Source organism: Actinomyces sp. B33, assembly GCF_028437565.1.
GTDB lineage: Bacteria > Actinomycetota > Actinomycetes > Actinomycetales > Actinomycetaceae > Pauljensenia.
Genome location: NZ_JAMRYR010000001.1, coordinates 460,330 through 473,746, shown reverse-complemented (window position 1 = coordinate 473,746; position 13,417 = coordinate 460,330). Strand labels below are relative to the sequence as shown.

Below are 13,417 nucleotides of genomic sequence, written 5' to 3'. Positions count from 1 at the left end.
GCGCCGACAGGGAGCAGGTGGTTGAGTGAGTACCACAAACATCGTCGCGCTCCCGGCCCCATCCGATGCGGGTCGCGGGACCGGCTCCCACGCCGGGCCCGCGACCCGCCGGGGGCTGGGCGACGGACTGCGGGCGGCGATCTACCTCGCGCCGGGGATGCTCGGATTCCTCAGCTTCATCATCGTCCCCCTCATCGCCTCGCTCATCGTCAGCCTCTTCGACTGGTCGCTGTTCGGCGGCGCCGAGTTCGTCGGGCTGGGCAACTACCGCAGGATGCTGTCCGGCGCGGACCCCGCGTTCTGGACCGTCATGCGCAACACGGCGGTCTTCGCCCTCCTCTACACGCTCCTCAACCTCGTGATCTCGCTCGGCCTGTCGTACTGGCTCCAGCACATCCCCGAGTTCTGGTCGCGGGTCCTGAGCGTCGTCTTCTTCATCCCCGTCGTCACCCCCATGGCCGGCAACGCCTTGATCTGGCGCCTGCTCCTGTCCGATCAGGGAGTCGTCAACGCCTGGCTGTCCGCGCTCGGCATCGGCCCGGTCTCCTGGCTCAACGAACCGTCGCTGGCGATGGCGTCCCTGCTGATGATGTCCCTGTGGCAGGGCCTGGGGTACAACATCGTCGTCCTGACCGCGGGTCTCAACGGCCTCAACACATCGGTCCTCGAAGCCGCGCAGATCGACGGCGTCAACGGGTGGCAGAGGTTCTTCTCCGTCGTCTTCCCGATGATCTCCCCGACCGTCTTCTTCTGCACGATCATGACCGTCATCGGGGCGTTCAAGGTCTTCGCCCAGCCGTACTTCCTGACGATGGGCGGCCCCGGCGAGTCGACGAACACGATGGTCCTGCACTTGTACCGCAACGGCTTCGCATTCGACCGGCTCGGCTACGCCTCGGCCCTGGCCTGGGTGCTCTTCGTCGTCGTCATGGTCCTGACCGCCCTCCAGTTCAGCCAGCAGAAGAAGTGGGTGACCTACGATGCGTAACTCCTCGTCGGCCTCGCGCACGGTCTTCGCCGCGGTATCGGCCATCGGCCTGACACTCATCGCGGCCTTCTTCCTCTTCCCCTTCGTCTGGATGCTCGCCACCTCCCTCAAGCCCACGGCCGAGGTGTTCTCCTCGGGCGCCTCGCTGACGGCCTCGCGCATCGAATGGTCGAACTATCCGTCCGCCCTGACGTCGATCCCCTTCGCGCGGGTGATCCTCAACTCGATCCTCGTGTCCGTCCTCGGCTCCCTGCTGGCGATGCTCGTCTCGGTGCTGTCGGCCTACGCGTTCGCCCGACTGCGCTTCAGGTTCCGCCGCCACCTCTTCGCCCTATTCGTCGCCACCCTCGTCCTGCCCCAGGAGGTCCTCGTCATCCCCCTGTTCATCGGGATGCAGCGCCTGGGGCTGGTGAACTCCTACTTCGCGCTCATCGTCCCCTTCGCCTTCGGGGCGTTCGGGGCGTTCCTCATCCGCCAGTTCCTCATGCAGCTCCCCCTCGAATTCGAGGAGGCCGCGAGGATCGACGGGTGCAACGACCTGACGATGATGACGAGGATCCTCCTGCCCCTCCTCAAGGCCCCGATCCTCGTCGTCGGCGTCTTCGCTTTCATCGACTACTGGTCGACGTTCCTGTGGCCCCTGATCGTCGTCAACGATCAGACCATGGCGACGATCCCGCTGGGCCTCCAGATGTTCTCCGGTGAGCGGGGGACCGACTGGGGGCCGATGATGGCCGCCGTGACCATGACGACCATCCCCTCGTTCCTCATCGTCGTCTTTCTTCAAAGGCAACTGGAGAAAGGCGTCGCTCTCGGCGCATTCGGAGGCCGCTGATCATGAGATTCCCGTCCGTTCCCGTTACCTACACCGCGACCTCGTGGGAGGATCTCGCGCGCCCGACCCCGCAGTGGTACGCGGACACCCCCCTCGGGTTCTTCGTCCACTGGGGCGCCTACTCGGTGCCCGCATGGGCTGAGGACCACGGCGAACTCGGCACCGAATCGGACTGGGCCGCCTGGTTCACCCACAACTCCTACGCCGAGTGGTACTACAACACGATCCGCATCGACGGCTCGCCCGCCCAGGTCCGCCACCGCGACCTGTACGGCTCCCTCGACTACGACTCGTTCCTCGACATGTGGGATGCCTCGGCCTGGGACCCCGACGATTGGACGAGACTCTTCGTCCGAGCCGGCGCCGACTACGCGGTCCTGACGACCAAGCACCACGACGGCATCACCCTGTGGGACGCCCCCGAGACCGGCAGTCGCAACACCGTGCGCCGCGGACCCCGGCGGAACATCGTCGAGGAGTTCTGCGACTCGACGCGCGCCGCCGGGATGCGCGTCGGCCTGTACTACTCCGGGGGCCTCGACTGGCACTACCGGCCGTTCCCCCCGATCATGGCCGACGAGGAGTGCAACGACCTGTTCCGCCCCAAGGACGCCGAGTACGCGCGCTACGCCTTCGTCCACTCGAAGGACCTCATCGACCGCTACCGCCCGGACGTGTACTGGAACGACATCAACTGGCCCGACGCGGGCAAGAACTTCTCCGAGCACGGCCTGGGGCGCCTGATGGAGCACTTCTACGCGGTGTGCCCCGAGGGGGTGACGAACGACCGGTACGGGGGAGTGCACTCGGATTTCCTGACGTCGGAGTATCAGCACTTCGGAGCGTCGGAGGAGGCGGCCGTGTGGGAGAACTGCCGGGGGGTCGGCCTGTCCTTCGGGTACAACCGCAACGAGGGGCCCGAGCAGTACCTCGACGGGCCGGGCGCCGTGCGCCACCTGATCGACGTCGTCGCCAAGGGAGGCAGACTGCTCCTCGACGTGGGGCCGCGCGCCGACGGGTCGTTGCCCGACGAGCAGGTCGCCGCGCTCGAGGGGCTCGCGGAGTTCATGGGCCCGCACAAGGTGGAGCTCGTCGGCGGGTCGGTCGTCCCCGGGGGAGTGGAGTGCGACGGGTGGGCGCGGGCGCTGGCCCACGAGGATCATGCGGCGGTCTTCGTCGACGCGTCGGCGTCGCGGGTCGGAGCCCTGCCCGCCGGGTTCGACTGGTCGCGCGCGGTGGCGTCGCGCGGTCGCGCCTCCTACGTGGACGGGGCGCTCGCGGTCGAGGTCGGCGAGGGGGTTCCGGCCGTCGTCACGGCCCCGATGGGGTGATCCGGACTGCGGACGGCGGGGCGTGGACGGTAGGGGAGCCTCGGGTTCGGACCGCCGGGCGGCGCCGCTGGTCGCCCGTGGAGTGCTCAGGCGGTGCCGGAGTCGTTGAGGGTGAATCGGAACGAGTACAGGTCGGCGTTGTAGACGTGGGATCCGTATTCGACGGTCCTGCCGTTGGCGTCGAAGGCGGTGCGCTCCATGGTCAGGGCCGGGTCGCCGGCGCTCATGCCGAGCAGGGGGGCCTCGTCGTCGGCGAGTGCGCGCGCGCCGATGGATTGCTGGGCGGACACGGGTTTGATGCCGAGATCCGCGAGGCAGGAGTACAGGCCCTTCTCGCTGAGCCGGGTGAGCGTGGGGGCGATGTCGGCCCCGAGGATGTTCGTCATGAGGGCGAGTGGCTGGTCGTCGACGAGGCGTCGTCTGACGATCCGGACGATTTCCTGGGATTCGGGGCATCCGAGGCGTTGAGCGTCGGCCGCGTCGGCCAGGCTGATCGAGTAGGAGAGGACTTCGGTGCGCGGGGTGAACCCGGCCTTGACGAGGTCGTCGTTGAGCGAGGTCAGGGATAGCGGGCGTCGGACGTGGGTCGGCGTGACATGAGTGCCGGCTCCGCGCCTGCGGGTTAAGAGGCCCCGGGAGACGAGGTCCTGGAGGGCGCGGCGCGCGGTCGGACGGGATACCGCGAGCCGGTGGGCCATGGAGACCTCGTCCTCGATGAGCTGCCCGGGGGGGAGCTCTCCGGAGGTGATGAGATGCTCGAGGGGGGCAGCGATCTGGCTGTAGAGCGGGATCGCGCTGCTCCGGTCGATCGTCACTTCGGCGATATAGGGGGCGTCGAGACCCCGGGGGCTGCTCACGGCCTTCTCCTTCGGCTCGGGTGGGTGAACCCGGAGGACTAAATGTTCTAACAAATATTGACAGTAGGTGTTCTCAGTGACAATACTACTAATGCCCACACCCCATCAATGACGAGGGAAAGCGGATGGATCATGGGAAAGACCAAGAATCCAGATCTCCTGACGATTGGCAGGAGCGGGGTTGACATATATCCGCTCGATATAGGGGTCGGTCTCGAGGAGGTCACCTCCTTCGGCAAGTTCCTCGGTGGATCGCCCATGAACGTTGCCGTCGCCGCCGCCCGTCTGGGCCACGAGTGCGCGATCCTCACCGGAGTCGGCGACGACCCGTTCGGGCGATACGTCCGCGCGGAGATGCGACGCCTGGGGGTCGACGATCGCCACGTCGTCGTCGACCCCCGGCTCAATACCCCTGTCACTTTCTGCGAGATATTCCCGCCCGACGACTTCCCCCTCTACTTCTACCGGCAGCCCTCGGCCCCCGACTTGCAGATCACCCCTGAGGACGTTCCCGTCGACGCCGTCGCCGGCTGCGCGATCCTCTGGCTGTCCGTCACCGGCTTGTCCGCCGAACCCTCCCGATCCGCTCACCACGCGGCCCTCGACGCCAGAGGGGGCGCCGGCACGACGATCCTCGACCTCGACTACCGACCGATGTTCTGGGCCGACGAGGACGAGGCCCGTACCGAGGTCGCGCGCGTCCTCGGTACGGCGACCATCGCCATCGGGAACGCGGAGGAATGCCGGATCGCCGTCGGCGAGACCGACCCCGACCGGGCCGCCGACGCCCTCCTCGACCGGGGCGTCGAGGTCGCCGTCGTCAAGCAGGGGCCCCTCGGGACCCTCGCCAAGACCCGGGACGAACGGATCGTCGTTCCCGTCACCCCCGTCGATGTGTGCAACGGGCTAGGAGCGGGAGACGCTTTCGGCGGCGCCTTCTGCCACGGACTCCTCGAAGAATGGGATCTCGGTCGGACCCTCCAGTTCGCCTCGACCGCCGGCGCCATCGTCGCCACCCGCCTCGAATGCTCGACCGCCATGCCGACGCAGGACGAGGTCCTCGCTCTCATCACCGCCACCGCCCAGTCCGCACCGGTCATCGAAAGACGCCGACGATGACGCTCATCGAACGGCTGACCGCGATCCGGCGAGATGACCCCGACCTCATCCGCACGGCACTGGCCCAGCGTCGCCGCCCCGCCCCGGCCTGCCCGGCCCGGCACCTGATCATCGCCTGCGATCACCCCGCTCGCGCGGCCCTCGGCGCGGGCGGGAGGCCCATGGCCATGGCCGACCGCGAAGACCTCCTCGCCAGGGCGTCCACGGCTCTCGCCCGCCCCGGGGTCACCGGGTTCCTCGGAACCGCCGACCTCATCGAGGACCTCGCCCTCCTCGGAGCCCTCGACGGGAAGAACGTCTGGGGCTCGATGAACCGCGGGGGCCTCTACGGCTCCTCCTTCGAGATCGACGACCGCTTCACCGCCTACACTCCCGGAGGCATCGAGCGAGCCGGGCTCGACGGCGGGAAGATGCTCCTACGCATCGACTACGCCGACCCGGCGACCCCCCGCCTCCTCGAATCGGCCTCCGCCGCCCTCGACGGTCTCGCCGAGCGCGGCCTGAGCGCGATGATCGAGCCCTTCCTCTCCACCAGGCGAGGGACGACGGTCGTCAACGACCTCGACCCCGATGCCGTCATCACCTCCATCGCCATCGCCCAGGGCCTCGGATCGACGACGGCCCGGACCTGGCTCAAACTCCCCTGCGTCCCCGACATGGAGCGAGTCATGCAAACGACGACCCTGCCCAGCCTGATCCTCGGCGGAGAGGTCCCCGCCGACCCCGACCGAGCCCTGTCCCGATGGGAGTCCGCCCTCGCCCTGCCCAATGTCTGCGGCCTCGTCGTCGGGCGCTCCCTCCTCTACCCCGCCGACGACGACGTCGTCTCGGCCGTCGACCGGGCGGTGGCGCTGCTGTGAACGACGAGAAGCACGCGATCCGATCCGGTGCCGCCGCGCACGGCCCGTACAGAGTCGACCTGGACCCCCGCGGGTGCGGATGGGACTGGGCCTGCCTGCGCGTCGTCCAGCTCGCCCCCGGGCAATCCCTCGCCCTCGACGCCGACGACACTGAATACCTCGTCCTGCCGCTGACCGGCTCCTGCACGGTCCTCGTCAACGGCGCGGACTACTCCCTGGCCGGACGCGAGTCCGTCTTCACGGACATCACCGACTCCCTGTACGTCCCGCGCCGCACCCCCGCCACGCTGCGATCCGACCATGGCGGCAGATTCGCCCTGCCCGGCTCCGTCGCCACGACCGATCTGCCGGTGCGCTACTGCCCCCGCAACGAGGTCGTCACGGGACTGCGCGGATCGGGACCGGCCTCGCGGCAGGTCAACAACTACGCGCTGGGCAACGCCCTGAAGACCTCTCACCTGCTCGCCTGCGAGGTCCTGACCCCCGGCGGCAATTGGTCCTCCTATCCCCCGCACAAGCACGACGAGCACACCGACGACGAGCGGATCCTCGAAGAGATCTACTACTACGAGATCCGCCCCGGCCGCGATTCCCATCCCGGATTCGCGCTTCAGCGGATCTCCCCCTCGCCCGGCCACGACATCGACGTGTGCACCGAGGTCCACGACGGCGACGTCATCGTCATGCCCCACGGGTATCACGGCCCCACTGTCGCCGCTCCCGGTTACGACCTCTACTACCTCAACGTCATGGCCGGACCGGCCGAGGAGGCGATCTGGCTGATGACCGACGATCCGCGCCACGCCTGGGTGCGCTCGACCTGGTCCGACCGGGACATCGACCCGCGCCTGCCCATGACCCCCATGAACTGACCGTTATCGGCCCGAGGAGACGCCATGTCCACCATTCGACTGACCGTCGCCCAGGCGACGATCCGATTCCTCGTCAACCAGTACTCCGAGCTCGACGGAGTCCAGCAGCGCCTCGTCTCAGGGGCCTTCGGCATCTTCGGGCACGGCAATGTCGCCGGGATCGGGCAAGCCCTCCTGCAGAACGAGATCGACCCCGGCCCAGACGGCGGGTCCATGCCCTACATCATGCCGCGCAACGAACAGGGCATGGTCCACGCGGCCGCGGCCTACGCCAAGGCCTCCAACCGTCTTCAAACGAAGATGTGCACCGCGTCGATCGGGCCCGGCTCCCTCAACATGATCGTCGGAGCCGCCCTGGCCACCACCAACCGACTGCCGGTACTGCTCCTCCCCTCCGACCAGTTCGCCACGCGCGCGCCCGACCCCGTCCTCCAGCAGATCGAGAACCCCCAGACCCTAGACTCCACGTGCAACGACGCCTTCCGTCCCGTCAGCGCCTTCTTCGACCGGATCGCCCGTCCCGAGCAGCTCCTGCCCTCCCTCATGCAGGCGATGCGAGTACTCACAGACCCCGCCGAGACCGGCGCCGTCGTCATCGCACTGCCTCAGGACGTCCAGGCCGAGGCCCACGACTTCCCCGAGGAGATGTTCCACCGGCGCGCGTGGCGCGTCAGGCGCCCACCCGCCGACAGGGCCTCGCTCGAACGCGCCGCCGACATGATCCGCCGGGCCCGGCGCCCCCTGCTCATCGCGGGCGGGGGAGTCGTCTACTCCCGGGCCTGCCAGTCCTTGCGGGGCTTCGCCGATCGGACCGGCATCCCCGTCGCCGACACGCAGGCCGGTAAGGGCGCGATCAACTTCGACCACCCCCAGTCGGTCGGCGGAGTGGGCGCGACCGGAGCCGTGGCAGCGAACCGGCTGGCCGCCACCGCCGACCTCATCATCGGCGTGGGCACCAGGTACTCCGACTTCACCACCGCCTCGAAGACTCAGTTCCAGAATCCCGGCGTCCGTTTCTGCAATATCAACGTCAAAGCCTTCGACGCCGCGAAGAACGGCGCCGAAATGATCGTCGCCGATGCGCGCGAGGCCCTCGACGCCCTGAGCGGGGAGCTCGCCGGCCACCGGGTCGATCCGGCCTACGCCGACGAGATCGCCCGGGAAAAGGAGGCGTGGGACCGGGTCGTCGACGAGTGCACCCATCTGGGCCACGGACCTCTGCCGGCCCAGACCGAGGTCTTCGGCGCGCTCAACGAGATGATGGGCGACGACGACGTCATCATCAACGCCGCCGGATCCATGCCCGGGGACCTCCAGGCGCTGTGGCGCGCCCGCACCCCCATCCAATACCACGTCGAGTACGCCTTCTCCTGCATGGGGTACGAGATCCCCGCCGCCATGGGGGTCAAGATGGCCCTGCCCGATTCCCAGGTCGTCTCGATCGTCGGCGACGGCTCCTACCAGATGCTCCCCATGGAGCTGGCGACGGTCGCCCAAGAGGGCATCAAGGTTATCTACGTCCTCCTTCAGAACCACGGATTCGCCTCCATCGGGGCGTTGTCGGAGTCACTCGGATCCCAGCGCTTCGGCACGAGGTACCGGGAGGGCGGGGTGGGGGCCGACCATACGGCCGACGGCCCCGTCCTCGACGTCGACATCGCCGCGAACGCCAGGTCGTGGGGGATCGACGTCATCGACGCGCACTCGATCGACGAGTTCAGGCGGGCCTACGCCCGCGCCTGCGACAGCCCGCGCCCCGTGATGATCCACATCGAGACCGATCTGTACGGCCCGAATCCGCCCTCGTCTTCGTGGTGGGACGTTCCCGTGTCCCAAGTGTCCAGGATCGACTCCACCCGGGCCGCCTACGAGGACTACCGGCGCGAACGCGCGCGCCAGCGCCACTATCTCGGCTGATCTCCCCTGCACTCCCCGTCCGACGCCCGACACGGGCCGATGACCCGATACCCCACCGAGGAGCACCATGAGAACGATCCCCCACTGGATCGACGGAGCGGAATACATCGGCGACCCCTCCGGCGAGTCCCCCGTCGTCGACCCGGGAACCGGACGGGAGGTCGCGAACCTCCTCCTGGCGTCCCCCGCCGACCTCGACCGCGCTGTCGCCGCCGCGCGCCGCGCTCAGGGTGCGTGGGCGAGAACCCCACTGTCCGTACGAACCTCGATCATGTTCACGATGCGCGAGCTCGTCCTCGCCCACCAGGACGAGATGGCGCGAATGATCGTTCAGGAGCACGGGAAGAACTACTCCGACGCGATCGGCGAGATCCAGCGCGGCCGCGAGACCCTCGACTTCGCCACCGCGATTAACGTCGCCCTCAAGGGCGAGCACTCGGTCGACATCTCGACCGGCGTCGACATCTTCTCTCTGCGTCAGCCGGTGGGCGTCGTCGCCGGGATCTGCCCGTTCAACTTCCCGGCGATGGTCCCCATGTGGATGCACCCCCTGGCGATCGCCACCGGCAACGCGGTCATCGTCAAGCCCGCCTCCGCGACCCCTTCGGCCGCCCTGCTGACCGCTCGCCTCTACAAGGAGGCCGGTCTGCCCGACGGCGTGTTCAATGTCGTCTCGGGTGACCGGGAACTCGTCGGTGGGATCCTCGAGCACCCGGGCATCGACGCGATCTCATTCGTCGGGTCGACGCCGGTCGCGCGGATCGTCCAGGAGGTGGGGACCTCTCACGGCAAGCGCGTTCAGGCGCTCGGAGGGGCGAACAACCACGCGATCGTCATGCCCGACGCCGATCTGGGCTTCGCGGCTCAACATATCTCGGCCGCCGCATTCGGCGCTGCCGGGGAGCGGTGCATGGCGCTGCCCGTCGTCGTCGCGGTCGGCGGCATCGGCCCTGATCTGGCACGCCGGATCAGGGCCCATGCGCAGACGATCCGGGTCGGTTACGGCATGGACGAGGGGGTCGACATGGGGCCCGTCATCGACGCGGCGTCGAAGAAGCGCATCATCGGACTGATCGACGACGCCGAGGCGCGTGGCGCCGATATCGTGCTCGACGGGAGAGGCCTGGTCGTCGAGGGGCACGAGGAGGGGTTCTTCCTCGGCCCGACGATCGTCGACGGTGTGGCGCTGGATGCGCCGATCTATTCGGAGGAAGTGTTTGGCCCGGTCCTGGCGATCGTCCACGCCGACACCTACGACGAGGCGATCGGGATCGTCAATTCTTCCCCGTTCGGTAACGGGGCGGCGATCTTCACCAACGATGGAGGCACGGGCCGGCGTTTCGCATTGGACGTGGAGGCGGGGATGGTCGGGGTCAACGTCCCGATCCCGACGCCGGTCGCCTATTACTCCTTCGGCGGATGGAAGGACTCCCTCCTGGGGGACACGCATATCCACGGTCCCGAGGGGGTGCGTTTCTACACGCGGGCCAAGGCGGTGACGACGAGGTGGCCGTCGGAGCGAACGTACGCGGCGACGATGTCCTTCCAACGCGAGGAGTGAAGCGTCTGAGGACCGTCAGCGCCGTTCGACTGCGGTGATGCGGACGCGCGGTTCGCAGGAGCGGCCGCGACTCGGCGTCACGGGACGACGGCCCGCCCGGTGCGAGCGGACTCATCCGCCGCCTCGGCCAAGCGCAGGGCCGCGATCCCGTCCTCGATACCCGGCGCCGGGCGGCGTCCCGTGGAGACGGCCGTGAGGAACGCATCGAGTTCGCGCGCGTAGGCGGCGTGGTAGCGATCGAGGAAGAAATCGAGGTAGCGCCCTTGGGCATCGGTCATCTCGGATCCGCAGTAGCGCACGGTGGTGGCCCGGATGTTGTCCGCCGTCAGGGAGCCCCGCTGTCCGAAGGCTTCGATCCGCTGGTCGTAGCCCGATGCGCAGTGGCGGGAGTTGATGATCGTCGCCGTGGCGCCTCGGTCGTTCGCCAGGGTGATGACGGCCCCGTCGAAATCCCCGGTGTCGGCGAGGTCCGGATCGAGGTGCTGCCCGAGGGCGTAGACGGAGACGATGTCGCCGAGGAAGAAACGGGCGAGATCGAAATCGTGGATCGTCATATCGGCGAAGATTCCGCCGGAGTTGGCGATGTAGTCCTTCGAGGGGGCGGTGGGATCGCGGGAGACGATCGTCAACTGTTCGAGGTCGCCGATGCGCCCGTCGGTCACGGCGTCGTGGATGGCGGCGAAGGAGGGGTCGAATCTGCGGTTGAACCCGAGCATGACGAGCGGGTCGAGGCCGTCTAGGCGCGCGACGAGGTCGGCTGCGGCCGTGGCGTCGGGGGCGAGGGGCTTCTCGCACAAGACGGGGATGCCGGCGGCGGCAGCGGCGAGGACCTGCGGGGCGTGCAGGGGAGTCGGGGAGCAGATGATGACGGCGTCGACGGCGGTGTCGGCGAAGACCTCGTCAGCGTCCACCGTCCAGCGGGCGCGGCACTGGTGGGCGAGGTCCCGGGCGGCGTTTTCAACGGCGTCCGCGACGATGACGAGTTCCGCGTCCGGATGGGCGCAAACGGAACGGGCATGGACGCGGCCGATGCGCCCGGCCCCGATGAGGCCGATTCGTAGCATGGGGTTCTCCTTGGGTGGAAGGGGGGCGTGGTGTCACCGGTAGTACTGCTGGGTCAGCATCATGTTCGATTTTCCTATTTAATGTCCGAACAAGTAGATGCTAGCTGATATTTCACCTATAGTTAAGGTATTCGAGACGTTTATCCCGGTAGGAAAATGGGTTTCTTCGGCATCTAATCGAATAATTGACAGGACATTTTGGCTTACTGATGTGTCGAGAGGGAGTGCCATGAGTCGGATCAAACTGGGGTGCGCCCCGATCGCCTGGGTCAACGACGATATGCCGGTTCTCGGAGGGGCCACCCCCTACCAGCAGATCCTCAGCGAGATCGCACTGGCCGGATACGAGGGGACCGAGGTCGGCAACAAGTACCCGACGGATGTCGGTGTTCTCACCCGTGAGCTCTCCCTGCGCGGATTGAGGATCGCGGCCGCGTGGCACGGCTGTCTGCTGACAACCGGGAACTACGCCGAGGAGGAGTCCCTGTTCCTCGGATTCGTCGACCGGATGACCGCCCTCGGCGCGGACTGCATCAACATCTGCGAGCAGGGGCGATCGATCCAGGCGATGCGGGATCGATCGGTGTTCGACGACAAGCCGGTGTTCGACGATGAGGAGTGGGACAGACTTGCCGAGGGCCTCAATCGATTCGGCGCTCTCGCCTCGCGACGGGGGATCCGCCTGGTCTACCACCACCACATGGGTACCGGGGTGCAGACCGGTGAGGAGATCGACCGCCTGATGGCGATGACGGATCCGGCATCTCTCGGCCTGCTCGTCGACAACGGCCACCTCCTGTTCGCGGGCGAGTCGGCGCAGGCGGTCGTCGACCGCCACCGCGACCGCATCGGACATGTCCATCTCAAGGACATCCGGCCCGAGGTCGTCGAGCGGGCGCGCGCCGGGGGGATGAGTTTCCTCGACGCGATCCTCGCCGGAGTCTTCACCGTCCCGGGCGACGGGCCGACCGATTTCTCCTCCCTCGTGGAGCCGCTCGTGAAATCCGGGTACGACGGCTGGTTCATGGTGGAGGCCGAGCAGGACCCCGATGTCGCCGATCCCCTTGAATACGCCCTCCTCGCGAGGCGGTACCTCGCCGAGGAGCTGGGGGTCTGATCGAATCCGCCCGCCGAGTCGGTGGGCGCGGGGGAGGAGGCCGGTCGTCGGGTCCGCGTCTTAGACTGGTCCTCGGCCCCCGCCGCGTTCGTGAGGGCCGGACGACGAGGCGAGAGCGAGAGACGAAGGATGAGGCCCATGCCCACGCGAGAAGCGACGGGACGACCGGTGTACGTCGCGAGGCGGCAGGGGCTGACCGAGCAGGTCCAGGAAGCTCTCATCGAGATGATGCTCGAGGGGCTCATCGCCGATGACGCGCCGATCCGGATCGATTCGCTGGCGGAGGCGCTGGGGGTGTCGGCCACGCCGGTCCGCGAGGCGCTGGCGCGCCTGGAGGGGCTGGGACTGGTCATCCGGTCGAGTTACAAGGGGTATCGGACGGCTCCGCGGTTGTCGGGGGCCGAGCTCGCCGATCTGATGAGCGTGCGGCGCCTGCTCGAGCCGGAAGCCGCGCGGCTGGCGTGCGCCCGGTGCGATGAGGCGTTCGTCGAGCGCCTGGCGGGGATCGTCGCCGAGCAGCGGCGGTCGCTGTCGCTCGACGGGGTGGAGGAGACGCGGGCGTTCATGCGCGCAGATCAGGAGTTCCACCGGGCGATCCATGCGGCGTCGGGCAACCGGTTCTTGGCGTCGTCGGCGGACGAGCTGGGCGGGAACGTTCAGCGGTGGAGGCATTTCAAGGACCGGATCGTCACCGATGCGGATCATTCGCTGGCCGAGCACGAGCGGATCGTCGAGGCTTTCCGGTCGGGGGATCCTCAGGCGGCGGCTGACGCGATGACCCGTCACATCGATCGTCTGGCGGAGCGTTTGCGCGCGGAGACCGAGGACTGAGGAGCCGTTTCCGAGGGCTGGGGGAGAGGACCTCTTCTTTCTTCTCATACAGAATATATGATCTT

Annotated in this window: 12 protein-coding genes; 10 read left to right on the top strand and 2 right to left on the bottom strand. The window is 67.9% G+C overall.

What is annotated here, in order from left to right; translation table 11 throughout:
- Nucleotides 1–25: 25 nt before the first annotated feature.
- Genes M3T53_RS02000 through M3T53_RS01990 form a run of 3 tightly spaced genes read left to right on the top strand, consistent with a single transcriptional unit; the run spans nt 26 to nt 3,154 of the window.
- A complete protein-coding gene (locus M3T53_RS02000; protein ID WP_272432765.1) occupies nt 26–988 on the top strand; it encodes a carbohydrate ABC transporter permease in 963 nt (320 codons plus the stop codon).
- Nucleotides 981–1,823 (top strand): carbohydrate ABC transporter permease, encoded by an 843-nt coding sequence (locus tag M3T53_RS01995; protein ID WP_272432764.1) that lies wholly within the window; start codon nt 981–983, stop codon nt 1,821–1,823. Before M3T53_RS02000 ends, M3T53_RS01995 begins: the two co-directional genes overlap by 8 nt.
- Before the next feature lie 2 nt (nt 1,824–1,825).
- The gene (locus tag M3T53_RS01990; RefSeq protein ID WP_272432763.1) at nt 1,826–3,154 is read left to right on the top strand and encodes an alpha-L-fucosidase; all 1,329 of its coding nucleotides are present in this window, start codon (nt 1,826–1,828) and stop codon (nt 3,152–3,154) included.
- Between the two features lie 86 nt (nt 3,155–3,240).
- On the opposite strand, the gene M3T53_RS01985 is transcribed toward M3T53_RS01990, so the two are convergent.
- Nucleotides 3,241–4,011 (bottom strand): GntR family transcriptional regulator, encoded by a 771-nt coding sequence (locus M3T53_RS01985; protein ID WP_272432762.1) that lies wholly within the window; start codon nt 4,009–4,011, stop codon nt 3,241–3,243.
- Nucleotides 4,012–4,119: 108 nt separating this feature from the next.
- Between M3T53_RS01985 and iolC the strand changes: the two genes are divergently transcribed.
- From iolC to M3T53_RS01960, 5 genes are all read left to right on the top strand, one after another.
- A complete protein-coding gene (iolC, locus tag M3T53_RS01980; RefSeq protein WP_272432761.1) occupies nt 4,120–5,130 on the top strand; it encodes a 5-dehydro-2-deoxygluconokinase in 1,011 nt (336 codons plus the stop codon).
- Nucleotides 5,127–5,990, top strand: a complete 864-nt coding sequence (locus M3T53_RS01975) for a Cgl0159 family (beta/alpha)8-fold protein (protein ID WP_272432760.1) — start codon at nt 5,127–5,129, stop codon at nt 5,988–5,990. Before iolC ends, M3T53_RS01975 begins: the two co-directional genes overlap by 4 nt.
- Nucleotides 5,987–6,862 (top strand): 5-deoxy-glucuronate isomerase, encoded by an 876-nt coding sequence (gene iolB / locus M3T53_RS01970; RefSeq protein ID WP_272432759.1) that lies wholly within the window; start codon nt 5,987–5,989, stop codon nt 6,860–6,862. Before M3T53_RS01975 ends, iolB begins: the two co-directional genes overlap by 4 nt.
- A gap of 24 nt (nt 6,863–6,886) precedes the next feature.
- The gene (gene iolD / locus M3T53_RS01965) at nt 6,887–8,779 is read left to right on the top strand and encodes a 3D-(3,5/4)-trihydroxycyclohexane-1,2-dione acylhydrolase (decyclizing) (protein WP_272432758.1); all 1,893 of its coding nucleotides are present in this window, start codon (nt 6,887–6,889) and stop codon (nt 8,777–8,779) included.
- Between the two features lie 67 nt (nt 8,780–8,846).
- Nucleotides 8,847–10,340: a CoA-acylating methylmalonate-semialdehyde dehydrogenase gene (locus M3T53_RS01960; RefSeq protein ID WP_272432757.1), complete on the top strand. Its 1,494-nt coding sequence runs from the start codon at nt 8,847–8,849 to the stop codon at nt 10,338–10,340.
- Nucleotides 10,341–10,417: 77 nt separating this feature from the next.
- On the opposite strand, the gene iolG is transcribed toward M3T53_RS01960, so the two are convergent.
- Nucleotides 10,418–11,404, bottom strand: a complete 987-nt coding sequence (gene iolG / locus M3T53_RS01955; RefSeq protein WP_272432756.1) for an inositol 2-dehydrogenase — start codon at nt 11,402–11,404, stop codon at nt 10,418–10,420.
- 229 nt (nt 11,405–11,633) lie between these two features.
- On the opposite strand from iolG, the gene iolE reads away from it, so the two are divergent.
- Together iolE and M3T53_RS01945 are read left to right on the top strand one after the other, a co-directional pair.
- Nucleotides 11,634–12,521, top strand: coding sequence for a myo-inosose-2 dehydratase (gene iolE, locus M3T53_RS01950; RefSeq protein ID WP_272432755.1), 888 nt, complete (start codon nt 11,634–11,636; stop codon nt 12,519–12,521).
- 138 nt (nt 12,522–12,659) lie between these two features.
- Nucleotides 12,660–13,352 (top strand): GntR family transcriptional regulator, encoded by a 693-nt coding sequence (locus M3T53_RS01945; RefSeq protein ID WP_272432754.1) that lies wholly within the window; start codon nt 12,660–12,662, stop codon nt 13,350–13,352.
- Nucleotides 13,353–13,417: the final 65 nt, after the last annotated feature.